The sequence below is a fragment of the Micromonospora sp. NPDC047465 genome, assembly GCF_040643125.1.
In the GTDB taxonomy this organism is placed as follows: Bacteria; Actinomycetota; Actinomycetes; order Mycobacteriales; family Micromonosporaceae; genus Micromonospora.
On the sequence record NZ_JBEYTP010000054.1, the window covers coordinates 1 to 24,364 of the forward strand.

Genomic DNA, 24,364 nt, shown 5'->3' on the forward strand with positions numbered 1-24,364 from the left:
GGTCGAGAATGACCACGTCGGCCTGGGCACCCTCGTCGAGCCACGCGACGCGGACGTCACTGCCCGAGGCGGCCACCCGTATCGGCGGTGTTCCGCAGGACAGCCAGTGGGTCACCCCGGCCAGCACGGCTGGGTGGTCATCGACGATCACGGCGCTCAGCTGCTCCTCGTCTGCCATCTGGCCTCCATTCGCACGTACTCGCCATAGGTGTCATAGTCGACTGCAACCTGCGCGGAGGCCGCGGTGACCATGTCGGACCAGAGCGCCGCTGCAGAGGGAGCCGACGGCGATGTCCCCGGCGGCGATGATCGCCGCGCCGTCACTCTCTACGGTGAGTGGCGGGAGGGCGGAGGGTGTCGCGGACCAGGCAGGTCCCGAATGGCGCACCCGTCGTTGCGTCGATCGGCCATCGGTCGAACAACCGATGTATCGCAGACTGCCGCTTCCTAGTTTCGTCCCCGGATATTCCGTGAACACATTGAGACCCAGGTGGTGGGCATGGACGGGATCGATAGGCGGACTTTCTTGCGTGTGACGGCGACAGCGGGCGCGGTCGCCGTCGCAGGCGTGACCGTGGGGACTGGGGTGGCGGCCGCGGCCGTGCCCGGGTTCTACAACCCCTTTACGGGGTACCCAATAACGGAGACGTGGGAGGGGCACCTGGCCCGCGGCTCGCTCGGCGGAATCGACTATGGCATGCCCGTCGGCACCCGACTGCCCGCGGCGGGCGGCGGTGTGGTCTACAACGACCCCGACAACGGCACCGGCGGCTACACGGCGGTCATCCACCACGACAACGGCTACAAAACCCAGTACCTGCACCTGTCCGGGTTCGTCGTGGCGAACGGCACCCGGGTCGCGATGGGCGACATCGTCGGGTTGTCCGGCGGCTACCCGGGCGCGCCGGGCTCGGGCTCCTCGACCGGCCCGCACCTGCACTGGCACATGAACGACCCCTCCGGCAGGCGCATCAACCCGTTGGCGTTCCTTGGCGGTGACGCGCCCGCGGGGGACACGCAGGTGTTCGAGACGGCGCACAACTCCGGCTGGCAGCCGCTTCCTGTGGCCTCGATCGTGGCGTCGAAGGTGAGCGCGGTCCTGCGCGCGGACGGCACGAAGATCATCTACTCGGTGCGTGACGGGTACGTGTACGAGGCGGCGAGTAACGCGGGTTGGCGCAACCTGCGCGTGCCCAACCTGGCCGGCGTGTCGGCGATTTCGGCGATCGCCGTCGGCAGCGGGGTCGTGCTCTACACGATCCGGTCGGGCGCGTTGTGGGAATGCGCGAGCGGCGACTGGGTTCCGTTCTGCGTTGGGTACAACGGAAGTCCGATCTACGCGGACGCGGTCAGCGCGGTGCTGCGGTCCGACGGCACACGGATCGTCTATACCGTGCGCGACGGCGCGGTGTTCGAGGCGGCAAGCAACGCGGGATGGCGGAACCTGCAGGTGCCCAACCTGGACAGCGTGGCGGTCGTGTCGGCCATCTCCCGCAACGGGATCACGACGCTCTACACGATCCGCGCGGGCGCCTTGTGGGAGGCCTCCAGCGTCGACTGGCGGCCGTACGCCGTGGGGTACAACGGAAGTCCCATCTACGCGAATGCGGTCAGCGCGCTCCACCGGCCCGACGGCACACGGATCGTCTACACCGTGCGCGACGGCGCGGTGTACGAGGCGGCAAGCAACGCGGGATGGCGGAACCTCCGGGTGCCCAACCTAGGCGGAGTCGGTGCCGTCTCCGCCATCTACGCCAGCGGCACGGAAATCCTCTACACCCGGTGACACCGAGACGAGTGGGACACACCGTGAAAATTTTGCCGAACGCGCTACGGCGGCGCGTTGGTCTGCTGGCCCTAGCAGGGCTCATCGTCGTATCCGGGATCGGCTTCCCCGGTGAGGCACGCGCCGCCGACAACTCCAGGACCGCGTGGGACTTCTTCGTCGGCAAGGGACTCACCGCGGAACAGACCGCAGGCGTTCTGGGCAACCTAGCGCAGGAGTCCAACATCAACCCGCTGGCGCAGGAGCCAGGCGGCCCTGGCCGCGGGATCGCGCAGTGGAGCACCGGCGGCCGCTGGGACACGACCGCGAACGCCAACGCGACCTGGTACGCGGCGGTGACCGGCCAGAACGTGTGGAGCCTGAACGCGCAGCTCGGCTTCATCTGGTGGGAGCTGACGAACATCCCGGGCTACGGGCTGGCGCAGTTGCGGGCGTCGAGCACGATCGCCGACGCGACCGTCGCGTTCCAGGACCTTTACGAGCGCTGCGGAACCTGTCACGAGTCAACGCGGATCAGCTACGCGACGAACTACTACAACCAGTACGCGGGCACGACCCCGCCCGCGTCGAACACGCAGGTGTACGAGACAGCGGACAACTCCGGCTGGCAGCCGCTTCCGGTGGCCTCGATCGCGGCATCGAAGGTGAGCGCGGTCCAGCGCGCGGACGGCACGAAGATCATCTACTCGGTGCGTGACGGGTACGTGTACGAGGCGGCGAGCAACGCCGGGTGGCGGAACCTGCGGGTGCCGAACCTCGACAACGTCTCAGCCGTGTCGGCGATTGCCTTCAACGGCGGGACCGTTCTCTACACGATCCGCGCGGGCGCGGTGTGGGAGTCGTCCAGCGTCGACTGGCGGCCGTACGCGGTGGGATACAACGGAAGCCCGATCTACGCAGACGCGGTTAGCGCGGTGCTGCGGGCCGACGGCACGCGGATCGTCTACACGATGCGGGACGGCTACGTGTACGAGGCCGGTAGCAACGCCGGCTGGCGAAACCTGCGAGTGCCCACGTTGAGTGGCGTGTCGGCGCTGTCGGCCATTCCCTATAACGGCGGCACGGTGCTGTACACGATCCGCGCCGGCGCGGTGTGGGAGGCCGCAAGCGGCAACTGGACGCCGTATGCCGTGGGGTACAACGGTAGCCCCATCTACGGGAGCGGTCTGTCCGCCATCTCGTTGGCGGACGGCACGAGAATCGTCTACACGGTCAACAGCGGCCGCGTGCACGAGGCGGCGAGCAACGCGGGCTGGCGGAACCTGCAGGTGCCCAACCTGTCCGGGGTCAACTCCGTCTCCGCCGTCAACGCGGGAGGCACCAAGATCCTCTACACCCGCTGACGCCGGACGGCACCTCAGTGACGGAGGTGCCTCCGGCAAGCGGCCCGGCGTTCCGCGAGGGCGGCATCCCTGGACCAGCATGGAACCCCTGCCGGACAGGGTCCAGGCCGGATGCCACGCCGATGCCGGACCGGCCAGCGCGACAGGGCCGCCCGTCCCCACCCCGACAGGGGGCCGGGCGGCCCATCGCGCGGTGCGGCGGTCAGTCCGTGGCCAGCACCAGCGCCTTGTGCCACGCGCCCGGTGCGCGAGAGTGCGTTCGCCCCAGCCGAGGAGCCATTCGGAAGCCGCTGGGCCGATCTCGTAGCCACCGGGATGCAGAACGTCAGGACTGGTAGGCGGGCGTCCAGCCACGGTCCTCGGGCCGCTGTCGCACCGCCGGGCGCGAACTGCGGTTCTCGTGCAGCGCGAGCAGGACCACCGAGGTCAGTACCAGCACCAGGCCGGTCCACTGGCTCGTGTCGAGTTGCCCGTCGAGCAGGGTGAGTCCGACCACGGCGGCCGTCAGCGGGAAGGCCAGTTCGGCCAGGGCCGCGCTCGACGCGGGCGTGTGCCGGAGCGCGTGGTAGTACAGCGACAGGGCGAGCAGGCCCGGCACGGCCGCGAGCAGCACCAGCCGCGGTACCAGCTCCACCGGAACCGTGACCGGCGTGCGGGTCGCCGCGGCGAAGGTGGCGAGGGTAACCAGTCCGACGGTGAACCGAAGCGTGGTGACATGCAGGAAGGACAGTTCGGCGCTGACCATCCGGCCGAGGACGGTGCCGGCTGCCCAGAGCGCCGCGGCCCCGGTGGCCAGCCCGGCCGCAGCGAGGCTGCGGGGGTGCATCCCCAGCGGGTCGGGGAACGCCAACAGCCAGGCGCCGACGACCGCAGGCACCGCGAAGAGGGGGAACCGCCGGTTCACCCGTTCCCCGAGCAGCGCGGCGGCCAGGACGATCGCCAGCGCTGGTTGCAGCTTCTGCAACACCTGCGGGGTGATCGGGTCGCCCAGCCGGAACGCGGCGGTGAACAGCGTCGTGGCCAGCGCCGAGGAGCCGGCTCCGATCACCAGCACGGCCAGCTTCGTCCGCACGGAGCAGCGGGCGAGGGTTCGTACGGCCGGGATCAGCCAGGGCGACACCAGGAGCACGAGGACGACATGTTCGGCCAGGACCACGCTCAGCGCCGGAAGCTGGCGGGAGAGCGGTTCCCGCAGCAGGCCGGAGAAGCCCCAGAGGCTGGCGGCGACGGCGACCAGCCAGGTGCGGTCGCTGGAGGCGCGGCTGGCGATCGGGATCATCGTGTCCTTTCCGGGGCGGTGGGGCACCGACCTGCGGGCCGGTGTCGCGGTGATCAGTGTCGGGCGGCGGACGGGGTCGGCCGATCGGCGGACGGTGACCCGACCCACGAGCGGGTCGCCCCACCGAGGCGGTCGATCCCGAACGAGAGCAGGTGGGCGACGGTGTCCACGTCCCGCCGCAGCCCGGGCGCGGTCACCGGGAGATCGTGATAGCCGTCGGCGAGGAACCGGCGGCGAGAGTCGGGGCCGAGGAAGGGCCGGAACTCGCCGGGATCGGTGAGTGTCACCATGGTGGTCCCGGTGCCGTCGGCGTCCGAGACGATGGACCGTGGGTGGGATCCGGCCGCCGTCAGCGCCGCATCGAATTCCGGGGGCTGTGCGCCGGCAAGATCGGCCATGGCGACGGCCATCCGCGCGTCGGGGAGCGCCTCCCGGGCGATGATGAGCGCGGCGAGGACCTCCCGGTTCAGGTCCGGACCGCAGGTGGTGCCGGCGACGACGGCGCCAGCGGCCAACGCCGCGCCGACCACCTCCGGGTCGGTCGCGGCGACGACGACGGCACGCACCCGACGGGCCCGCGTCAGCCTGCCGACGACGTCGAGCAGCATCGCCCGGGCCAGTGCGCTCCGTTCGGAGACGTCGAGGCCGACGCATCTGGTCTTGGCCGCTGCGAAGGGCTTTGCCGGTACGACCACCACCCACGAGCCGTCCGTCATGCGTCGGGTTCCATCCTGGTCAACCGGCCGTACAGCTCGGGTCGCCGGTCGCGGAGGAAGGGGCGTCGACGGCGGGAGAGGTCGACGAGGCTCAGGTCCACCTCGGCCACCGCCACGTCGTCGCGGTCGTCGGCGGTCTGGGCGAGCACGTCACCGTTGGGGCCGTACACCGCGCTGAGTCCGAAGTAGTCCTTCACGCCCTCCGTGCCGACCCGGTTGGCGCAGATCACGAAGAGCCCGTTGAACACGGCGTGAGCGCGCAGCTCCAGCTGGAACACCTCACGCATCGGGGCGCTCGCCGAGGCGACCGGGACGCAGAGCACCGACCCGCCGCGTAAGGCGACGATGCGGCTCAGCTCGGGGAAGTGCCGCTCGTAGCAGATGATGGTGCCGACTCCGGTCTCACCGGTCTGGACCACTTCCGGCTCGGCGCCGCCCGGTTGGAAGTAGAACTTCTCGGGGAAGCCGTTGGAGAACGGCAGGTGCGACTTGCGGTACACCGACTTGAGTTCGCCATCGACGTAGGTGCAGGCGGTGTTGTGGTACACCCCCGGCACCTGCCCCGCCTCGAAGATCGACGAGACGATGGTCATCCGGTGCCGCTTCGACCGCTCGGCCGCCATCCGGTTGGACGGGCCGTCGAGTTCCTCGGCGTACTGGAAGTAGTCGAGGTCGGGCTCCGGCTGGACGAACGGCACCGCGAACAGCTCTGGCAGCAGCAGGATCCGGGCGCCCTGGGCGGCCGCGTCGTCGATCAGGTCGGCGGCCCGGCCGATCGTCTCGGCCCGGTCGTCGGTGGCGCGAAGTTGCACGGCGGCGAGTCTCACGCGGGGACCTTTCCGACAGCCGGGGCCAGGCCGGTCAGAGCCAGCCCGGAACGGGTCTTGTACCGCTTGTTCACGCTGATCAGTACTGCGGTCAGCGGTTCCAGTTGCCGGGCCAGGCGCAGCCGGCCGGCGTCGAGGGCGCGGCCGCCCGTCACGTCGGCCGCGAGGGCCATCACCCGTTCCTTGGCGGCGATGTCGTCACCGCAGACCAGGACGTCCTCGTGGCTCAGGTCCGCCTCCGGGTTGAGCAGGAGGGGGGCCGCCAGGTGGTGGAATGCCCCGACCACGGTGGCCGAGGGGACGAGTTCGGCAGCCTCCTCGGCAGCGCTTCCGGCCAGGACGTTGCGGCCGTACGGCCCGAAGCGGTCGAAGCTCAGCGGGTTGACGCAGCTGATGACGATCTTGCCGGCCATCGCACGCGCCAGGCTGGTCACCAGTTGGGCGTGTCCGTCGTACGGCACGGCGAGCAGCACGATGCCGGCGCTCTCCGCAGCCGCCAGGTTCGCCGCACCGGTGATCCGGGCAACGCCGGCCTGCTGGGTCAGCTCCTCGGCGGCGGTCGTGGCCCGCTCGGCGTCACGTGATCCGAGGACGACCTCGTGTCCGGCGAGCGCCAGGCGGTAGCCCAGCCCCCGGCCCTGCGGGCCGGTGCCACCGACCACGGCGATGCGGGTGGGAAGGCTTTCTGTCATCGGGTCACCCCTTCGCGGCCTGGGCGAGCCGGGTGAGGGTCTGTTCCTTGTCACCCAGCGTGGAGATGATCGGGCAGCGCACCCCGGCCTCGTGGTACGACTGCAGCTTCTGGAAGGCGTCGTCGGTGGAGCCGCAGGCGGTGACGTTCTGCACCAGGCTGTTGGGGACCAACTGCATCGCCCGCTTGATGTCCTCCGGCGTGGCGGGCCAGCCGGCGATCTCCTGCAACCGGTCGACGAGTTCGCGCTCCACCCCGCAGTGCTCGGCGATGTGCGGCTGCTGGCAGAGGTAGAGGGTGAGGAAGGCCTTGCACGCGTCGATGGCCTCCTGCGGGTCGTCGTCGTTGACGCTACACGCCACGATCTGGGTCAGGTCGATGCCGTCGCGGCCGTCGGTCCGCTTGGCCACCCCCCGCTCGATCGCCTCACGGGCGCCGACCATGTACGACGGGGGAAGCAGGAAGTCCATGTGTACGCCGTCGCTGATCTCGCCGGCGAGTTCGAGCATCCGCGGGCCTACCGCACCGATGTAGATCGGGATGTCGACCGGCTTGTTCTCGCGGTACATGCTGTCGAAGCGCACGTCCTTCATCTGCACGAACTCGCCGTCGAAGGAGACGAGTTCGTTGCGGAAGAAGGCCTGCAGAACGGTGATGTACTCGCGCATCGACTTGATCGGCTTGGCCAGCGGCTGGCCGACCTTCGTCGCCAGCGGCTCCCACCAGGCGCCGATGCCCAGGATCGCCCGGCCCGGCGCCACCTCGTCCAGGGTCTTGAAGGTGACCGCCATCAGGGCCGCGTTGCGGCTCTTGTTGTTGACCACACCGGTGCCGATCTTCACGTTCTTCGTCTTGCTCGCGATGATCGCCGCCGGGACGATGCCATCGCGCGCGAGTCGCCCCTCGGCGACCCACACGGACTCGAACCCGTTCTGGTCGGCGAACTCAGCCTGCCAGTAGGTCTGCTCCAGGCTGAGTCGCTCGCCGACATGGATACCCAGGGGAAGTTTCATCACTGTGTCAGCTCCGCTCGGTACGTGGTGGAGGGTGGGAATCGGTAGGTCAGGAGAGGCGCGGCGCGGCGCGGGTCAGGAAGGTTCCCCGGCCGGGGGTGTCGTGCCGGAGGCCGGCCGCGTCGACCAGGTGCTCACCCCGGGAGAACACGTGTACCGGCTTGCCGGTCACCCGCATGCCCTCGTAGATGTTGTAGTCGGTGCGCATGTGCGAACCCGCCGCCGTGATCACGTGATCGGCCGCCGGATCCCAGACCACCAGGTCGGCGTCCGCCCCGACGGCGACGATCCCCTTGGCTGGGAAGAGGCCGAACAGCTTGGCCGGCCGGGTGGCGACCAGGTCCACGAAGCGGCACGGGTCGATCAGCCCGCCGGCCACCCCGGCCTGCCAGAGGACCATCAGCCGGTCCTCGATGCCCGGGACGCCGTTGGGCACCTTCGGGAAGTAGCCGGGGCTGCGCATCTTCTGCGGCGGCAGGTCGTCGGGCTGGTGCAGGCAGAAGCCGGCGTGGTCGGTGGCGACGGTGGACAGGGCGCCGGTGGCGAGCATCCGCCACAGGCCGTCCTGGTTGCTGCGTTCCCGGATCGGCGGCGAGCAGACGTACGCGGCGGCACGCTCCCCGAGGTCCGCGTAGTCCTCGTAGGCGACGACCAGGTACTGGGGGCAGGTCTCGCCCCACACCCGCGACCCGGCCGCCCGGGCTCGGCTGATCTCGTCGGCCGCCGCCGCGCTGGAGACGTGCACCACGTACAGCGGTGTACCGATGGTGTCGGCGAGCACGACCGCCCGGTGCACCGCCTCGGCCTCGGACTCGTGCCCGTGTGCCCGCAGGTGGAAGCTCTCGGCTGTCTGGCCGCTGTCCACCAGGCGCCGAACCTCCCGGGCGACCATGTGTCCGTTCTCGGCGTGCACCATCGGCAGTACGCCGAGCTCGCGCGCCAGCTCGAAGCCGTCGAGCAGCTCGTTGTCCTCGACCATCTGGCCCGGGTAGGCCATGAAGAACTTCCAGCTGGTGGCGCCCTCGGTGACCAGCCGACGCAGGTCGTCGAGGACGTCCGGCTGGGCGGCGCGGGGCGGGACGATGGCGTGCAGGCCGACGTCGATCACTGCCTTGGCCGCCGCCGCGTCCCGCCGGCGCAGGTAGGTGTCGTACAGCGACCGGTCCGGTTCCTTCTTGACGAAGTCGAGGACGGTGGTCGTGCCGCCGCACGCCGCCGCGACGGTCCCGGTGTGGAAGTCGTCGGCGGTGTGGGTACTGAACCCGTCGACCGGGTACTCCAGGTGTGTGTGCGCGTCGATGCCACCGGGCATGACCAGCTTCCCGGTCGCGTCGACGACGTGGTCGGCGGTCCAGTCCGGCCCGGCGCCGAGGGCGACGATCCGGCCGTCACGCACCAGCACGTCGGCGCGGACTGCCGCATCGGCGTTGACGACCGTGCCGTTGGCGATCAACGTCGTTGGCATCTCGTACCTCTCCTCCCCGGCGGGCTTCCACCCGTCGCGCCGTTCGTCAGCCCTGGTAGTGCTCGTCGGCGAGGGACAGGACCTCGTCGAGGACGCCGAGCGCGAGATCGATCTCCTCAGCGTTGATCACCAGCGGCGGGGTCAGCCGCAGGACGTTGAAGTTGGCGGTCAGGTAGACGCCCTGCTGCATCGCGGCCTTGAGCAGGCGGCTGACCGGGGCCGCCGCCGGGCCCTTGGCGTTGAACGGGACGAGCGGCTCCCGGGTGTCGCGGTTGCGCACCAGCTCCACGCCGTAGAACAGACCCCGGCCACGGATGTCGCCGATGCTCGGGTGGCTCTCCGCCAGCTTGGCCAGGCCGGCCCCGAGCCGCTCCCCCATTGCCCGCGCGTTCTCCACCACGCCCTCGTCCTGCATGATCCGCAGGGAGGCCACGCCGGAGGCGCAGGCGAGCGGGTGCCCGGCGTAGGTCAGACCGCCCCAGAACATGTGGTCGCGCAGCCAGTCGGAGATTCGGGCGGAGACCGTCATGGCCCCGAGGGGTACGTAGCCGGAGTTCAGCCCCTTGGCGGTGGTGAGAATGTCGGGCACGACATCCCAGTGGTCGCAGGCGAACCACTCACCGGTACGGCCGAAGCCCGCCATCACCTCGTCGAAGATGAGCAGGATGCCGTGCCGGTCGCAGACCTCCCGCAGCGACCGCAGGTATCCGTCGGGCGGGTAGAGCAGGCCGTTCGTGCCGGTGACCGGTTCGATGATCACTGCGGCGACCGTCTCCGGGTTCTCGTACTGGAGGATCTCCTCCAGGTGCGGCCCCCCGGAGCAGACCGGGCACGGGTCGGGGTGCCCGGCCGGGCACCGGTAGGTGTAGGGGTCGAGCATGCGCACCACACCGGTCATCCCCGGCTCGGCCGCCCATCGCCGCGGGTCCCCGGTCAGCGACATCGCGCCCGCCGTGGCGCCGTGGTACGAGCGGTAGCGGGCGATGATCTTCTGCCGGCCGGTGACATGCCGGGCCAGTCGGATGGCGTTCTCGTTGGCTGCCGCTCCGCCGGTGGTGAAGAAGCTCATCTTCAGGTCGCCGGGGGTCAGTTCGGCCATCAGCTCGGCCAGCTCCGCCCGGGAGCGCTCGGCGAAGCCGGGTCCGATGTAGCAGAGTTGCTCGGCCTGGGCGCGGATGGCCTCGACCAGTCGGGGGTGCTGGTGACCCAGGTTCAGGTTGACCAGTTGTGACTGGAAGTCGAGGTAGCGGCGGCCGTCGTAGTCCCAGAACCACGATCCGGATCCGCCGGCCACGGGGATGGGGTCGAGCGCGCCCTGCACCGACCAGGAGTGGATGACGTACTCCCTGTCGATTTCTTTGACCCGCTGGCTGGTCCAGGTGTCGGTGTCGGTGATCGTCATCGGCTGCTCCGTCCCGTCCGGCTGGGTCAGTTGCTCTTCAGCTCGGCGCCGAAGGCGGCGAGCCGGGCCAGCGGGCGTCCGGCGTTCGACGCGGCGCAGACCACGAAGATCTCCCGGGGCCGCGGCACGTCGGCCACCTGGAGGGTCACCGTCTGGTGGTGCGAGCGGGTCTTGGCATCCAGCTTGTGCTTGAGCGGAATGTCGATGGGGCTGCCGGGCAGGCCGACCTTCTCGGCGGCGGGCAGCAGCTCGGTGCCGCCGGCCGCGCTGCGGAAGACGTTGCCGAAGCGGAGGTTGTGAATCAGCGCCGAGCCGTGTTCGACCTCACCGTCGATGCCGACGAGCGCCGCCTTGCCGAACGCCTCGACCTCCTCGCCGAGCAGTTCCACGCAGGCGGGGCCGACCAGGTTGCCGATCTCCTCACCGATCTCGTCGGCGAGGGTGACCAGGTCCTGGACGTACTCGCTGGGAAAGGGATTCTCGATGACCACGCCGGCGAAGGCGACCCGGTGCGCCGGCTGCACCGCCCTGCCGTTCTCCAGCCGCGTCTCTTCGAGGTGACGGATCAGCTTGCGAACACGGATGCTCACGATCACTCCTTAGTGGTTCATTGGATGAACCGTCGGTTCACATTTTGGTTCTGCGGGAAGAGCGAAGTCAATAGCCTTCAAGGACAGATCCCGGTGCCCGGCGTGCCCGCGCGTCGCCCGATCCCCGCAGGTCACGAAGGACGCCGCCCCCTACCGGCGAGACGGGCCCCGGCTCAGCTCACGGCCGGTCCGTCAATGGACGTAGAGGTCAGTCCGCCGGTCGGCCACCGGCTGGTTGAACGGGTTGTGCAACCGTTCGGCACGCGAGCCGATCAGGTCCACCTCCGCCAGCACGAGTTCCTCCCGGTCCGGGCTCGCCGGGCCGGCGAGCGGCCAACCGTCGGGTCCCACGAGGACGGACCGGCCGACGAACGTCTGCCCCCGCTCGACTCCGATCCGGCTGACCCCGGCGACGTAGCACTGGTTGGAGTGCGCCCCGGTCATGCACATGAGGTTCGCCATCGCTGGGGCGGCCTCGGGCTGCCCGGGCACCGGCACCCAGTTCGACGGCAACACCACCAGGTCGGCACCCTGCAACGCCGCGCTGCGGAACGTCTCGGGGAACCAGGCGTCGTAGCAGATCCCGATCCCGATCCGACCCAACGGCGTGTCGAAAACCGGGAAGCCGTCCCCGTTACGGTCGTAGATCTCCTTCTCGTCGTTCCACAGATGGGCCTTGCGGAAGGTTCCGACATGGCCGGTAGGGCCAAGCAGCACCGCCGAGTTGAAGACCCGGTCCCCGTCCCGCTCGGTGACCCCACCCACGATCCACACGCCCAGCTCGGCGGCGAGCCGCGCCCAGGCGGCGACCGTAGGGCCGTCCGGCACCGACTGGGCATGCTGCGCGGCCTCCGCCCGGTCGGCGAAGACGTATCCCGCCGAGGCCGCCTCGGGCAACACCACGAGCCGGGCCCCACGGCCCGCCGCCTCCCGGATCCAGTACGAGGTCTTGGCGATGTTCACCGGGATGTCACCGAAGACCGGCTCCAGTTGGACCCCGGCGAGCAGGAACCTGGTCACCATGACGCCCGTACCGCCGCATACTTGATGTTCAGGTACTCGTCGATGCCGGCCTTGCCGCCCTCGCGCCCGAGACCGGACTGCTTGACCCCGCCGAACGGTGCCGCCGGGTTGGAGATGATGCCCTGGTTGAGCCCCACCATCCCGCTCTCGAGGCGCTCGGTCACCCGCAGGCCACGGCCGAGGTTCTCCGTGAAGACATACGCGGCGAGGCCATACTCCGAGGCGTTGGCCCTGCCGACCGCCTCGTCCTCGTCGTCGAAGACCACGACCGGGGCGACCGGCCCGAAGATTTCCTCCCGGACGCACCGGGCGCCGTCGGGCACTCCAGACAGGACAGTCGGCGCGAAGAAGTGGCCCTCCCCGGCGATCGGTCCGCCGCCGGTGACGACGCTCGCCCCCGCCTGCGTCGCATCGGTGATCAACTGAGCAACCGACGCCACCGCGGCCTGGTCGATGAGCGGCCCCACCTCGGTCGAGGGGTCCAGCCCGTGACCGACGCGCAGCCCATGCAGCCGCTCGGCCAGCGCGCCGACGAACCGCTGCGCCACCGACCGCTGCACGTAGAACCGGTTCGCGGCGGTGCACGCCTCACCGACGTTGCGCATCTTCGCCTGCACGGCCCCCTCGACCGCCAGCTCCAGGTCGGCGTCGTCGAACACGATGAACGGCGCGTTCCCGCCCAGCTCCATCGACGTGCGCAGCACCCGCTGCGCGGACTGGGCGAGCAGCGTCCGACCGACCGGGGTCGAGCCGGTGAACGACAGCTTGCGCAACCGGTCGTCGGCGAGCAACGCCGAGGTGACCCGGCCGGACTGCGACGTGGTGAGCACGTTGACCACACCACGCGGCAGGCCGGCCCGCTCCAGGATCTCCACCAGCGCCAGCATCGACAGCGGGGTCTGCTTGGCCGGCTTGACCACGACGGTGCAGCCGGCCGCCAGGGCGGGACCGATCTTGCGGGTGCCCATCGCCATCGGGAAGTTCCACGGGGTCACCAGTAGACAGGGGCCGACCGGCTGGCGCAGGACGACGACGCGCGAGTTCCCGGCCGGTGCCGTGAGGTAGCCCCCGTCGATCCGGACCGCCTCCTCGGCGAACCAGCGGAGAAACTCCGCGGCGTAGGTGACCTCGGCCTGGGACTCCGCGAACGCCTTGCCCATCTCCAGGGTCATCATCCGGGCCAGGTCGTCCCGGCGTTCGATGACCAGGTCGAACGCCCGGCGCAGCACCTCTCCCCGTTCTCGGGGCGGGGTGGCGGCCCAGCCGGACTGGGCACGGGCGGCGGCGGCCAGGGCGTCCAGCCCGTCGGCGACCGAGGCGTCCGCCACCTCGGCGATCGTCGACCCCGTCGCCGGGTCCTCCACGGCCAGGACGGCACCGTCCCGGCCCGCGCGCCACTCGCCGTCGACGTACAGGCCCTTGGGGGTCTTGTCGACCACGGTCATCGCCGCCGCCAACGCCTCGGCTGGTACGGCCATTGCTTCCTCCTTCACCGCGGGCCTCGCCACGGGCGAGCCGGTACGGTCGGCGGGTGCCCTAGCGTCTGGCAAAGGCACTCGGGATATCGATGTCAGCGTTGCTGAGCAGGTCGGTGAGCTGTCGTGCGGCCTTGATCACCGACTCCGCCATGATGTCGATGCGGTCGCGGGTGATCCGGTAGGTGGGCCCGCCGATCCAGACCGCGTACGGCGTCGTCCCTCGCAGGCGCACCGGTGCGGCGACCGACGCCGCCCCGACCTCCAGCTCGTCGTACGCGAAGGCGAACCCCCGGTTCCGAACCGCCTCCAGCGAGCCCATGAAGGACTCCAGGTCCCCCACCTCCGGCGGGGCGTGCTCGGCGAACTCCTCGGTGAAGTCCTCCCGCACCGAATCCGGGTTCAGCGCCGCCAGCAGCACCTTCCCCGTGGAGGTCGCCCACACCGGCTGGGTACGGGGTACCGGCTTGAGCGTCTGCCCGATCAGCGACGGCCCCGGCACCTGGGCGACGACCATCACCTTCGGTGGAAGCAGCACGTCGAAGCCCGCGGTCTCCCTGGTCTCCTCGGCCAGGTTCCGCAGCACCTCTCGCATGTGGCCGTACGCGCCGCCGCCGTCGAGCAGGCCACCCACGATGGAGAGCAGTCCGAGCGACACCCGGTAGCGACGGGTCACCGGATCGAGGGTGAGCCAGCTCTCCCGCTCCAGCACGGTGAGCACCCGGTAGCAGGTGGCCTTGGGGATACCCGCCTCCCGGGCCACCTCGCTGAGTCCGACACCCTCGGGGTGAGCCGCCACGGCCCGCAGGAGCCAGATCGTACGTCGCACCAGCCCCGCCTCACTGGGCGCCATTGCTACCTCCATCAATTGCATCGGCCTTGGTGTACGGCCCATATCTTGGCAGGCGTCATTGGCTGCGGACGTGTGCCGAACGGCGGGCGCCGCCCGGCACACGCCGCTCGCCTACTTCCCGCCTTCCGTGATCGTCACGGTCTGCGGTTTGTAGGAGTCGCCGCTGACGTCGAACCCGTCGGCCTTGAGTTCGTCGTTCGCGCGCTGCGACAGATCGGTGCGGAACGCGTCCTTGTCCGGCACGTTCTTCAGCACGCCGCCACCGATCGCGATCTTGATCGTTTGGTCCCAGGCCGCCTGGTCCATCATTCCCACGCCGTTGGTCGCGGGCCAGATCAGCTTGTTGATCTCGTTGAGCATCCAGGTCTGGTGCCCCTGCCCCAGCGCGCTGCCGTTGTCGAGCACGATGTCGACGCAGCCGGCCAGGTCGTCGCGGCAGTAGCCCCAGCCGCGGTAGGACGCCTTCAGAAACTTCACCGCCGTGTCCTGGTTGGCCTGTTCCCCCAGCCAGTCACCACGGGCGTAGATGCCGTCCTCCAGGCTGGTGTAGCCGGCGTCCTGGAGACTGATCACCGAGAAGTCGGACGGCTGGTAGAGCTTGCCCGTCTTCGGGTTCTTGGTCTCCAGCAGTTGGGCGTACTCGTTGTAGGTCTTGGCCTGACCGGCGTCGATCTCCCGACGAAGCAGCAGCGACATGTCGAACGGTTGCTGGATGATCTCCGTGTCGCGGCTCGGGTCGACGCCGGCGTCCTTCATCGCTGCGAACAGCACGAGCTCGTTGCCGTAACCCCAGCTCCCGACCTTCTTACCCTTCAGGTCGGTCAGCGCCTTGATGCCGGAGTCGGCCCAGGCGACCTGGAGATAGGCGCCGCGCTGGAACACCTGGCCGATGTTCACCAGATTCGCGCCCTGCTCCCGGGTCACCATCGTCTTGGTGACGTGGCTGACCGCGAACTCGGCGTTGCCGGCGGAGAGCACCTGCTGAGGAACGATGTTGACACCGCCCTCCTGGATGGTGACGTCGAGGCACTCCTCGGCGTAGTAACCCTTCTCCTTGGCCGCGTAGTAGCCGGCGAACTGGGCCTGGGCGACCCACTGGAGCACCACCCGGACCTTGGTGGTCGACTCGCAGTTCTTGGCGGCCTCAGCCGCGGACTCGCTCGGGGTGTCGGACATGCCACCGCAGGCCGAGGCGGCGAGCAGGACGGCGGTGAGGGCGGTGGCGATTGTGGCGGGGCGACCCTTCCGCGGGGTCCGCCATAGTTGCAGGGCCATTCTGACTCCAACAGATCGTGGTGGCCCGTGGCTCACGAGTCGCTGTCGTGCAGCGACTCGTGCCAGGGCATCAGGAGGCGTTCCAACAGAGACGTGGCACCGAACAGCAGCAGGCCGAGCGCGCTGGCCACGGCGATCCCCGCCCAGGCGAACTCAAAGCGGGGCAGGGCCGCCTGGTAGGCGATGTACACCCCGAGAGCGTTGCTCGGTCCTCCGAAGTACTCGGTCACGATCACGCCGATCACGGCGAGCGTGCTGCCGAGCTTGAGCGCGTTGAACAGGTACGGCAACGCGTTGGGCAACCGCAGCATGAGCGCCACCTGTCGTGGCTGCGCCGCGAGCGATTGCATGATCTCCAGGTGCAGGGGTGAGACCTGGAGAAGTCCCCTGGTGGTGTTGACCAGTACCGGGAAGAAGACCATCACCGCGGCCACGCCGGCCTTCGACATCAGGTTGGTGACCCCGAACCAGTTGTTGAAGATCGGCGCGAGGGCCACGATCGGGGCGCAGTTGATGACGACGGCCGCGGTCAGCACCGGCGCGGACACTCCCGGGAACCGGCTGAGCGCCAACGCCACCGTGACCCCCGCTACCGCGCCGAGGACCAAGCCGAGGAGCACCTCCTGCACGGTGACCACCGACGCCGACATGATCGTGCCGAACTCGGCCTGGAACGCCGACGAGATGTCGGCCGGCGCCGGGACGATGAACGACGGAACGTCGAAGACGGTCACCAGCAGCTGCCACGAGCCAATGATCACCAGCGCGGTGAGGACGACCGGGAGGAACCGGCCGACCGCCGTCCGGGCACCGGCGCCGGGCAAGGTGTCCCGCGCGAGCCGCGCCGTGCTCATCGGGCCGCCTGCTCGGCCGGGACGCCGTGCAGCGTCGTACGCACCTCGGTGACCTTGGCGAAGAACGCCTCGGTGGTCCGGGTCGCCGCCGTGCGCGGGTACGGCAGGTCGACGTCGATGCTGGCGACGATGCGTCCGGGACGCGCGGACATCACGACGATCCGCGACGACAGGAACACCGCCTCGGAGATGCTGTGCGTGACGAACACGACGGTGGTCTTGGTGTCCGACCATATCCGCAGCAGCTCGCCCTGCAACCGCTCGCGGTTCATCTCGTCGAGCGCGCCGAGCGGCTCGTCCATGAACAGAATCTCCGGGTCCGCCGACAGCGCGCGGGCGATCGCCACCCGCTGCTGCATGCCGCCGGAGAGCTGCCAGGGAAAGTGCCGGGAGAAGTCGGAGAGGCGGACCAGTTCCAGCATCTCGTGGGCCTTGGCCCGCCGGGTCTGCTTGTCCACCCCGGCCACCTGCAACGGCAGCTCGACGTTGCGCTGCACGGTACGCCACTCGAAGAGGCCGGCCTGCTGGAAGACCATGCCGTAGTCCCGGTCCGTCCGTGCCGCGCCCGGCGTCTTGCCGTTCAGCGACACCGTGCCGCTGGTCGGCTCGGTCAGGTCGGCCAGGACCCGCAGCAGAGTGCTCTTGCCGCAGCCGCTCGGGCCCAGCAGGGACACGAACTCGCCCCGCTTGATCGACAGGTCGATGTCCTCAAGTGCCGTCACCGTACGGTTTCCGCCGGTGAACTGCTTGGTGACTCCTCGCACGGAAATGATCTCGGCCTCAGACATCAGCATCTCTCCAGGTGTTGTTGAGGCGGAAGGAATGTTCACCGGGTGTGCCGGTGCCGGAGCGCCACGCGCTCGATGAGTGCCAGGGACTGCACGAACACGATGCCGGCCGCCGCCGCAACCAGGACGGCCGCGTACAACTTCTCCGGCCCGTTCGAGTAGTAGTAGGCGAAGGTGAGGATCGCCCGGCCGATGCCCCGGCCGGTGCCCGCGGAAAGCTCGCCCACGATCGCGCCCACCACGCTCGCGGTGGCGGCCAGCCGGAGCCCGGCGAACACGAAGGGCAGTGCCGCCGGGATCCGCAGCCACCCCAGCACCTGCCAGCGGCCCGCGCCCACGCTGCGCATGAACTCCAGCTGGACCTTCGGCGGTGACTTCAGGCCTCGTAGGGCGTTGATGGTGACCGGGAAGAACGCGAGGTAGGCGGCGATACCGGTCACCGCCACCCAGGGCGGCGCGCCGGCCTTCCCACCCCAGATCACGATCATCGGTGCGATCGCCACCAGGGGAACCGTCTGTGACGCGACCAGCCAGGGCATCAGTCCCTTGCTGAGCGGCACCACGTGCAGGAAGACGACCGCCAGCACCAGGCCCAGCGACGAGCCCGCCAGCAGACCATAGAACGCCTCGCGGAGCGTCACACTGGTCTCGCCGAGGAGATAGCTGCCCAGCACCATCGAGTCGCCCCGCCGGGCCGGCTCGACCAGGGCGCCGAGAATCGACCAGACGTGCGGCATCGAAAGATCGTCGGTGGCGACCGGGAAGGCGATCCCGGTGCCGGGCACGACGTCATCGACGGCGCGCCCCAGCGCCTTGTAGCACTCCCAGAGGCCGGCGAGCGCCGCCACGACCAATACGGCCCCGACGGCGTTCAGCACGCGTTTCCTCGCGGCGGACAGGCGCCCGGATCGGCGCAGTGTCACTCGTTCCACCTGCCCGGCCGGTCCAGCCTCGGCAGCCGGTGTAGTGGCGGTTCTTGTCGCAGTCATGCAGGCACTCTCCGAATCCCTCGGAAGCGTCGTCTGGCGTGAGATCCGTCGGTCGGCCCCGCCGGTCGGATCACTGAGTGAACTGGTGGTTCACCATAGAAGCGTGACTCAGGCCACGTCAACGGTTTGGCCAGGACATCGGATCACCATCTGGAGGCCGCTCCCGACCCGCGTCACCTGCCGGATACCGCAATCCGGGTCAAGCTGCCGTCTCCGCTGCCAACACCAACGACGGAAGGTTGGAGTGGCGTACGAATTGCCCGTGATGGGCGTGTTGCGTATATGCGAGACGGCCATCGCGTCGATCCTTCAAGACGACCAAGTCAGAGAAGGAAGAGAGAACGCGATGGCCGCATCTGAGAGTGTGAACCCTGTTGACCTGCTGCGCGAGCAGATCGAGGGCGCGTCGCCGGACGTGTTGCAGGCGATGATCAAAACGTTCGCGCAGGCGTTGATGTCCGCCGAGGCCGATGCGATCTGCGGTGCCGGGTACGGGCAACGCAGCGACGAGCGGGTCAACTCCCGTAACGGATACCGAGCCCGGCAGTGGGACACCCGGGCCGGGACGATCGATCTGGCGATCCCGCAGCTGCGGCAGGGCTCGTACTTCCCGGACTGGTTGCTGACGCACCGGCGGCGGGCCGAGCAGGCCCGGTGTCGGTCGTGGCGACCTCCTACCTGCTCGGGGTGTCCACGCGGCGGGTGGAGAAGCTGGTCGAGCAGCTCGGCATCCGGCAGCTGTCCAAGTCGCAGGTGTCGGAGATGGCCGCTCACCTGGACGCCCAGGTCGAGGCGTTTCACAACCGGCCTCTGGACGCAGCGCATTACACGTTCGCGTGGATGGACGCGCTGACGATGAAGGTCCGCGAGCACGGTCGAACGGTCAACGTCCGCGCGCTGATCGCCGTCGGGTCAACGCCGACGGCCAACGTGAGGTGTTGGGCGTGGACGTCGCCTCGGACGAAGACGGCGCCGGCTGGCTGGCGTTACTGCGCAGCCTGACCGCCCGCGGCCTGTCCGGCGTCCGTCTGGTCACCTCCGACGCCCACGCCGGCCTGGTGGCCGCGATCGGGGCGGCGCTGCCGGGAGCCTCGTGGCAGCGGTGCAGGACCCACTACCTGCGCAACCTGCCGACGAAGGTGCCGAAGTCGGCGCAGCCATGGATAGGCGACCCTGGTGCGCACGATCTTCGACCAGCCCGACGCCGACGCCGTCCGCGCCCAGTTCGACCGGGTGGTGGCCACGATCGAGGCCCCGGAGCACTGCAGTGGCTGGAGGCCCGCCACCGGTCCCACGCCCGCGTCGAGGACAGGATCCGCTGCGCCAAGGACACCGGCCTTCGCCGGCCACCTTCTCGCGAGTTCGCGATCAACCAGGCCCGCTGCGCCGCCACGGCGATCGCCGTCGACCTGATCGCGTGGCTGCAGCTCATCGGCCTCGACGGCGACCTGGCGAAGGCTGAACCGAAACGGCTGCGCTACCGCATCCTGCATACCGCAGGTCGCCTCGTACGCGGCCAACGCCGCCGCTGGCTACGCATCCCCGCCACCTGGCCCTGGACCGAACAGATCACCGCCGCGTTCAACCGGATCGCGGCCAACTCCGCCCCCGGCTGACCAGCTCAGCCGCTGTCCCAACGACCGGAGGAACCCAGGAGAGCACGCCCGCCGCCGCGACAGACGGCCCGCCGCCATGCCCGGAACCGGAACCACATCGATCAGCAGCGATCAGCGCTGCCGGGCGGAAGGAGCCGACCCCCGGCGCGAATCATCGAGGCTAAGCAGTATGTGAAGCGCGGCTCGCTACGCAGCAATGCAACATAAACAAGTTGACATCAACTGATACGCTGCCGCTCTCGCCCTACCCCTAGAGGAGAGACGCCGAAGTGAAGAAACTATCAAGCGTCGCGTCCGTGCTCGCACTCTCAATTGGAATAGCTATTGCCCCGGCAGCGTCTGCCTACGCTGCTACGGACAGGAGCGGGGCGGAACGGCTGAACATCCCGAACAGCAGTGCGTGCAAGGCGGGTCGCACGGTCATGCAAGGCATGGTGGCAGGGCCAGGCGGCCAGCTTTACATCGTTTTCACGAAGGCAGCCGGCGCGGAGCCTGTCCTGTCCAGGTGGTTGCGCGACGGCGCAACCTGGGACGGCACTAGCTGGGTCTGCGCCGGGGCGCCAACCTCCATGCCCACACTCGGCCACGGTAACGACCTCGCCTACAATCCGAACTATCTGGGCCAGGGCCCGGCCTTGATAGCCACCCAAGGGAGCCAATCCGCATTTCCGAGCGATAAGGTGACAATCGTGCGCCTGAACGCCGACGGATCTTTTGGCGCAACCGGGGAAGTGCGTCTACCGATAGGCAACATCAGCGGCCTCTGCTACAGCGCGACGGCTGCCGGCGGAGCCGGCAAATATGCTGCCCGACGGTTGGGTAGCCTGTGGACCCATCCCGGCGGCGGTGCGCTTACGAGTGGATGGACGCTGGTGAAGAGCAACCTGACGAGTCACGATAATCGTTCCGACCAAGGCATTGACTGCTCTGAGAACTATATCTGGAACACCAAGTCAATCAACACGTCAACGCCCGCTACCGGGTGGAACTGGGTGTACCAGTACAACTGGTCTGGAGGCGACGTGGAGAGCGACATCGGAATTCCGGGGAACAACTTAACCGACGAGATCGAAGATGTTACCCATGTGGGGAGCGAATTCTTCATCGGCATCAACCGAAACGACGGGCTAGCCGACTCCGTGAAGGTGTTCATCGAATAAGTTTCGGACAATTCCAATGCAGTTGACGTATTTATGGGCACTTGGTTAGCTTGCCGGTTTAACCGAAAGGTGTCTCGCAGGACGCGCAAACTGACAACGGTGGCCTCCTGGCTGGTCTGCGACGGCGCATTGCGTGAGTACTCGCATCGTCTCCGACGGGGAGGCCACTGTCCTGCTCGGACCGCCTGATCACCGCAGCCGAGAGGCACGGAATCGAACTGCTCGGTCCCGCAAAAGTCAGCCACCGGCTGGCAGGCCGCGGCCGACAGCGGCTGCACGCTGGACGAGTCCACCATCGACTGGGACAACCAGCGAGTGGCCTGCCCCCACGGCAGCACTACCACCCAGTGGAACGCTGACCAGTCCAGGAGGGCTCGCCGCGCTGGGCGGCGCCAGCCTTTCCCTGGCCACCGTCGGCCTGTTTCAAGCGCCCATGAGCCAAGGCCGGGGCTTCCTCGCCCTCGCCGCGTTGCTGCTCGGCAAGTGGCGGGTCTGGCCGGCGGTCGCGGCATGCCTGCTGTTCAGCCTGGTCGACGCGCTCCTGCTGCGGATGCAGATCCTGGACTCCGCCGTCCCGCATGAACTGCTGATCGCGCTGCCCTACCTGCTGGCCGTGCTCGCGCTAGCCACGTTCGTCGGCCGCGCCGCCGCGCCGGCCGTGATCGGCCGGCCGCTCGCGCGACAGTGAGACCCGCGCCAGCAGCGGCACAGCCCGGCGGCAGCCGCACCGGACGCTACGAGGGCTGGGTCGGGTTGCCGGCACTGTCGCGCCCGGCCAGCGCCCGCAACTGCTCCATGAAGCCGGGCGTAGCGCGTGCCTCGGCGAAGTACACAGCGTCGATCCGGTCCATGATCACGACGCAGCGGCGGGCGAGGTCACGGCCCTGCGGCGTCACCATCACTCGGACGGCGCGGGCGTCGGCGGTATCCCGGATCCGCTTCACGTGCCCGTCCCGCTCCAGGACCTTGAGGACCTGGGAGGTCAGCACCGGCTCCAGGCCGGCGTGGTCGGCCACGTCGCGCTGTCGGGGCGCCTCCCCGTTACGCCCCAACCACCACGTGCTGCCCAACACGAGGAACTGCACGTGCGTCATGGACATCCCGGCAAGCGCGGCCGCCACGTGGCGCTGCCAGCGCAACGTCGCATGCCGCAACAGAAACCCAGGCGTATTGCCGGCCGAATGGTGTCGCAGAGCCTCTTCCAGATCCTCCAACGGAATCGCATCCACCTCGGCCGGATCGACGGGACCGACATGCGGCGCGTCAGCTCGCGGCATCTCGGTGCCCAACCCCTGCGGACGACCCCATGGCGCCAGTCTAGTCACCGCACCGCTGTCCAGTGGCAGTCCAGAAGCCCGGCCTCATCGACGAACGAAAGGCACACCGTGAAACACACAGCCCGGCGCGCCGGAGGTGATCGCACGCGAGGTCTCCGCCGGAGCCGGGCTACTCACGCCCGGGCCCCTGACCAACGTGGCCGCCGCCAACGGCGCCCACGCCCGCACGTCGCGGGCGCGGCTCACCCTCATGGGCGGCAGCGCCCGCGCCGGCGGCAACGCGCGCCCCACAGCGGAGGCGAACATCGCCCACGACCCCTCATCAGCCGCGGCGGTGCTCGCGGCGCCCTAGGCGCAGCCGCCGCTGATGGTCGGGCTCGACGTGACCCGCACCGCGACCATGACCGACGCCGAGCTGGCCATCCTCGGCCGCCGACTCAACCGGGCAGCCGACTTTCCTGGACGGTCCCCTGGCGGTGTACCGGCGCTTCGGTGCCAGCCTCTGTCCACCGGGCCAAATGCCCTGCCACGACCTGCTCGCGGCCATGGCCTGCGTGGACCCGACCCTGGTCACGACCGAGGTCCTCCCGGTCGCCGTGGACACCAGCGGCGGCGCCTGGGGCCAGACCGTCGTCGACACATGCCCGCTGGCACGCAGCCGGTCCGGCCGGCCGGAGCTCCCGGCAGACGGCAACGCCGAGGCCGACGGCAACCCGGTGGCCGTGGCGGTCGACGTGGATGTCCCCCGCCTCCGCCGCCTCGTCCGCGACTCTTCGGCGACACCTTCTTGCAATATAGTAAAGGTGCGAACTAATGTCGTGGCGTGACCGTGATCATGACTTTGCGTTAGCGGTGCTGCCGAGAAGGGACCTGGCCAATGACCACACCGACGATTGAAGAAGCCGCTCTAGAATCCAAGACCGCCCTGGTCATGGGCCACGGAGGAGGCAGCGACTGCCTGGTCGCCTCCCTCGTCGCCGACTGGCTCGGCCGGCTCGGCGTACAGCGCGTCATCCTCGGCGGCGTCGCCTGCCAATGGTGGCCGCCAGCCGGTGAACAGAAGACCGCCCTGCGGATGACCGTCGGCCCGGACTTCTACCAGCCCCTCGACCTCAGCCCCGCCAAGCCGCTCGGCGCGCACGCGGTCATCGTCACTGCGGACTCGCAGATTGACGGCCGTCAGCCGCACGAGGCGACCGTCGCCCGCCACTTCGGCGGAGAATCGTTCCTCATCTCGCTGCGTGGCGGCGGTCAGGGCGTCGCCGACGGGATGCGGGAAGTCGTCGCACACTACGGAGCCGACCTGCTGGTCAGCGTCGACGTCGGCTCCGACACGCTGTCCACCGGCAACGAGATCCGACCAACCCAAACCTCGCTGGCCGACCACCTCACCCTCGCCGGCCTGCTCCAGCAGCAATGCCGCGCCTACTTCGGCCTGGCCGGATACGGCGTCGACGCCGAGATGGAGATCGAGGAGCTGGACCGCAACCTGAGCACCGCGGTCAAAGCCGGCGCGCTACGCGGCGTCATCGCCCCCAGCTACCCGGCGATCGAGCGCGTGGGCGCGCTGCACGGCGAGGCCGACGACCCGGTCGGCAGCCTGGTGCTCAAGGCCGGCCGAGGCGAGTTCGGGCTGCACCGCACCCTCAAGAGCAACCCGTTCGGCGAGGTCGCCCGGGTCGGGCCGGCCAGCCTTCCGGTCTGGGTCTTCGACCCGCACCTGGTGGCCGACAGCGTCGCCGAACACGCCAAGCACCTGGTACCCACGACCACCCTCGACGAGGCCGTGCAGACCTACCGCGCACTGGGACGCATCCCTGAGGTCGGGCTCACCCGCTTCGTCGACTTCCAGCGCTGACGTAGGGCCACAATGGACATCACGATTCCCGTGGTCGTCGCCAGCCGTAGAGCCGAGTGCGCCGATGTGGTCGTCATCGACCTT

General features: G+C 69.2%; 23 protein-coding genes and 2 pseudogenes. 9 read left to right on the forward strand and 16 right to left on the reverse strand.

The window, feature by feature from the left end; translation table 11 throughout:
• Positions 1 to 499 precede the first annotated feature (499 nt).
• Positions 500 to 1,786, forward strand: coding sequence for a M23 family metallopeptidase (locus ABZ793_RS30725; protein WP_357463556.1), 1,287 nt, complete (start codon positions 500 to 502; stop codon positions 1,784 to 1,786).
• Between the two features lie 23 nt (positions 1,787 to 1,809).
• Entirely contained in the window at positions 1,810 to 3,129 is a 1,320-nt protein-coding gene (locus ABZ793_RS30730; RefSeq protein ID WP_357463559.1) for a phage tail tip lysozyme, read from the forward strand.
• 325 nt (positions 3,130 to 3,454) lie between these two features.
• Here the strand turns inward: ABZ793_RS30730 and ABZ793_RS30735 are convergent, their stop codons facing one another.
• The 15 genes from ABZ793_RS30735 to ABZ793_RS30805 all read right to left on the reverse strand — a co-directional run bounded on the left by ABZ793_RS30735 (position 3,455) and on the right by ABZ793_RS30805 (position 18,258).
• Complete coding sequence (locus ABZ793_RS30735) at positions 3,455 to 4,408, reverse strand: DMT family transporter (RefSeq protein WP_357463562.1); 954 nt, start codon at positions 4,406 to 4,408, stop codon at positions 3,455 to 3,457.
• Positions 4,409 to 4,461: 53 nt separating this feature from the next.
• On the reverse strand, positions 4,462 to 5,124 hold the full coding sequence (gene cofC / locus ABZ793_RS30740; RefSeq protein ID WP_357463564.1) for a 2-phospho-L-lactate guanylyltransferase: 663 nt from the start codon (positions 5,122 to 5,124) through the stop codon (positions 4,462 to 4,464).
• Positions 5,121 to 5,951: a nitrilase-related carbon-nitrogen hydrolase gene (locus tag ABZ793_RS30745; protein ID WP_357463566.1), complete on the reverse strand. Its 831-nt coding sequence runs from the start codon at positions 5,949 to 5,951 to the stop codon at positions 5,121 to 5,123. The genes cofC and ABZ793_RS30745 overlap by 4 nt, the downstream gene beginning before the upstream one ends.
• Positions 5,948 to 6,643 carry an NADPH-dependent F420 reductase gene (gene npdG / locus ABZ793_RS30750; RefSeq protein ID WP_357463569.1) on the reverse strand — a complete coding sequence of 232 codons (696 nt, stop codon included), beginning with the start codon at positions 6,641 to 6,643 and terminating at the stop codon, positions 5,948 to 5,950. Before npdG ends, ABZ793_RS30745 begins: the two co-directional genes overlap by 4 nt.
• A gap of 4 nt (positions 6,644 to 6,647) precedes the next feature.
• Positions 6,648 to 7,655 (reverse strand): LLM class flavin-dependent oxidoreductase, encoded by a 1,008-nt coding sequence (locus tag ABZ793_RS30755; RefSeq protein ID WP_145835928.1) that lies wholly within the window; start codon positions 7,653 to 7,655, stop codon positions 6,648 to 6,650.
• 49 nt (positions 7,656 to 7,704) lie between these two features.
• Positions 7,705 to 9,120: a dihydropyrimidinase gene (hydA, locus tag ABZ793_RS30760; RefSeq protein WP_357463572.1), complete on the reverse strand. Its 1,416-nt coding sequence runs from the start codon at positions 9,118 to 9,120 to the stop codon at positions 7,705 to 7,707.
• A 46-nt stretch (positions 9,121 to 9,166) separates the two neighbouring features.
• Positions 9,167 to 10,522 (reverse strand): aminotransferase class III-fold pyridoxal phosphate-dependent enzyme, encoded by a 1,356-nt coding sequence (locus tag ABZ793_RS30765; RefSeq protein WP_357463576.1) that lies wholly within the window; start codon positions 10,520 to 10,522, stop codon positions 9,167 to 9,169.
• 26 nt (positions 10,523 to 10,548) lie between these two features.
• Positions 10,549 to 11,112, reverse strand: coding sequence for an amino acid synthesis family protein (locus tag ABZ793_RS30770; RefSeq protein ID WP_357463579.1), 564 nt, complete (start codon positions 11,110 to 11,112; stop codon positions 10,549 to 10,551).
• A gap of 192 nt (positions 11,113 to 11,304) precedes the next feature.
• Positions 11,305 to 12,132 (reverse strand): nitrilase family protein, encoded by an 828-nt coding sequence (locus ABZ793_RS30775; RefSeq protein ID WP_357463582.1) that lies wholly within the window; start codon positions 12,130 to 12,132, stop codon positions 11,305 to 11,307.
• Positions 12,129 to 13,613, reverse strand: coding sequence for an NAD-dependent succinate-semialdehyde dehydrogenase (locus ABZ793_RS30780; protein WP_357463585.1), 1,485 nt, complete (start codon positions 13,611 to 13,613; stop codon positions 12,129 to 12,131). Before ABZ793_RS30780 ends, ABZ793_RS30775 begins: the two co-directional genes overlap by 4 nt.
• A gap of 58 nt (positions 13,614 to 13,671) precedes the next feature.
• Complete coding sequence (locus tag ABZ793_RS30785) at positions 13,672 to 14,463, reverse strand: IclR family transcriptional regulator (RefSeq protein WP_357463588.1); 792 nt, start codon at positions 14,461 to 14,463, stop codon at positions 13,672 to 13,674.
• A 111-nt stretch (positions 14,464 to 14,574) separates the two neighbouring features.
• Positions 14,575 to 15,738 (reverse strand): ABC transporter substrate-binding protein, encoded by a 1,164-nt coding sequence (locus tag ABZ793_RS30790; protein WP_357463591.1) that lies wholly within the window; start codon positions 15,736 to 15,738, stop codon positions 14,575 to 14,577.
• A gap of 32 nt (positions 15,739 to 15,770) precedes the next feature.
• Positions 15,771 to 16,592 carry an ABC transporter permease gene (locus ABZ793_RS30795; RefSeq protein WP_357463594.1) on the reverse strand — a complete coding sequence of 274 codons (822 nt, stop codon included), beginning with the start codon at positions 16,590 to 16,592 and terminating at the stop codon, positions 15,771 to 15,773.
• A complete protein-coding gene (locus tag ABZ793_RS30800) occupies positions 16,589 to 17,380 on the reverse strand; it encodes an ABC transporter ATP-binding protein (protein WP_357463597.1) in 792 nt (263 codons plus the stop codon). The genes ABZ793_RS30795 and ABZ793_RS30800 overlap by 4 nt, the downstream gene beginning before the upstream one ends.
• A 38-nt stretch (positions 17,381 to 17,418) precedes the next feature.
• Positions 17,419 to 18,258: an ABC transporter permease subunit gene (locus ABZ793_RS30805; RefSeq protein WP_357463600.1), complete on the reverse strand. Its 840-nt coding sequence runs from the start codon at positions 18,256 to 18,258 to the stop codon at positions 17,419 to 17,421.
• Positions 18,259 to 18,715: 457 nt separating this feature from the next.
• Here ABZ793_RS30805 and ABZ793_RS30810 point away from each other — a divergent pair.
• The 4 genes and pseudogenes from ABZ793_RS30810 to ABZ793_RS30825 all read left to right on the forward strand — a co-directional run.
• Positions 18,716 to 19,608, forward strand: a pseudogene (locus ABZ793_RS30810) (IS256 family transposase); the annotation flags it as partial.
• Between the two features lie 17 nt (positions 19,609 to 19,625).
• Positions 19,626 to 19,985, forward strand: a pseudogene (locus tag ABZ793_RS30815) (transposase); the annotation flags it as partial.
• Positions 19,986 to 20,407: 422 nt separating this feature from the next.
• Entirely contained in the window at positions 20,408 to 21,145 is a 738-nt protein-coding gene (locus tag ABZ793_RS30820; protein ID WP_357463603.1) for a hypothetical protein, read from the forward strand.
• A gap of 433 nt (positions 21,146 to 21,578) precedes the next feature.
• Positions 21,579 to 21,833: a hypothetical protein gene (locus ABZ793_RS30825; protein ID WP_357463606.1), complete on the forward strand. Its 255-nt coding sequence runs from the start codon at positions 21,579 to 21,581 to the stop codon at positions 21,831 to 21,833.
• Between the two features lie 46 nt (positions 21,834 to 21,879).
• Here ABZ793_RS30825 and ABZ793_RS30830 read toward each other — a convergent pair whose 3' ends face one another.
• Complete coding sequence (locus tag ABZ793_RS30830) at positions 21,880 to 22,434, reverse strand: MarR family winged helix-turn-helix transcriptional regulator (RefSeq protein ID WP_357463609.1); 555 nt, start codon at positions 22,432 to 22,434, stop codon at positions 21,880 to 21,882.
• A gap of 124 nt (positions 22,435 to 22,558) precedes the next feature.
• Between ABZ793_RS30830 and ABZ793_RS30835 the strand changes: the two genes are divergently transcribed.
• The 3 genes from ABZ793_RS30835 (at position 22,559) to ABZ793_RS30845 (ending at position 24,280) form a co-directional block, all read left to right on the forward strand.
• The gene (locus ABZ793_RS30835) at positions 22,559 to 22,774 is read left to right on the forward strand and encodes a nucleoside hydrolase (protein WP_357463612.1); all 216 of its coding nucleotides are present in this window, start codon (positions 22,559 to 22,561) and stop codon (positions 22,772 to 22,774) included.
• Between the two features lie 106 nt (positions 22,775 to 22,880).
• Positions 22,881 to 23,249 (forward strand): hypothetical protein, encoded by a 369-nt coding sequence (locus ABZ793_RS30840; protein WP_357463635.1) that lies wholly within the window; start codon positions 22,881 to 22,883, stop codon positions 23,247 to 23,249.
• Positions 23,250 to 23,299: 50 nt separating this feature from the next.
• Positions 23,300 to 24,280 carry a DUF1152 domain-containing protein gene (locus ABZ793_RS30845; protein ID WP_357463615.1) on the forward strand — a complete coding sequence of 327 codons (981 nt, stop codon included), beginning with the start codon at positions 23,300 to 23,302 and terminating at the stop codon, positions 24,278 to 24,280.
• The last annotated feature ends 84 nt before the right edge of the window (positions 24,281 to 24,364 follow it).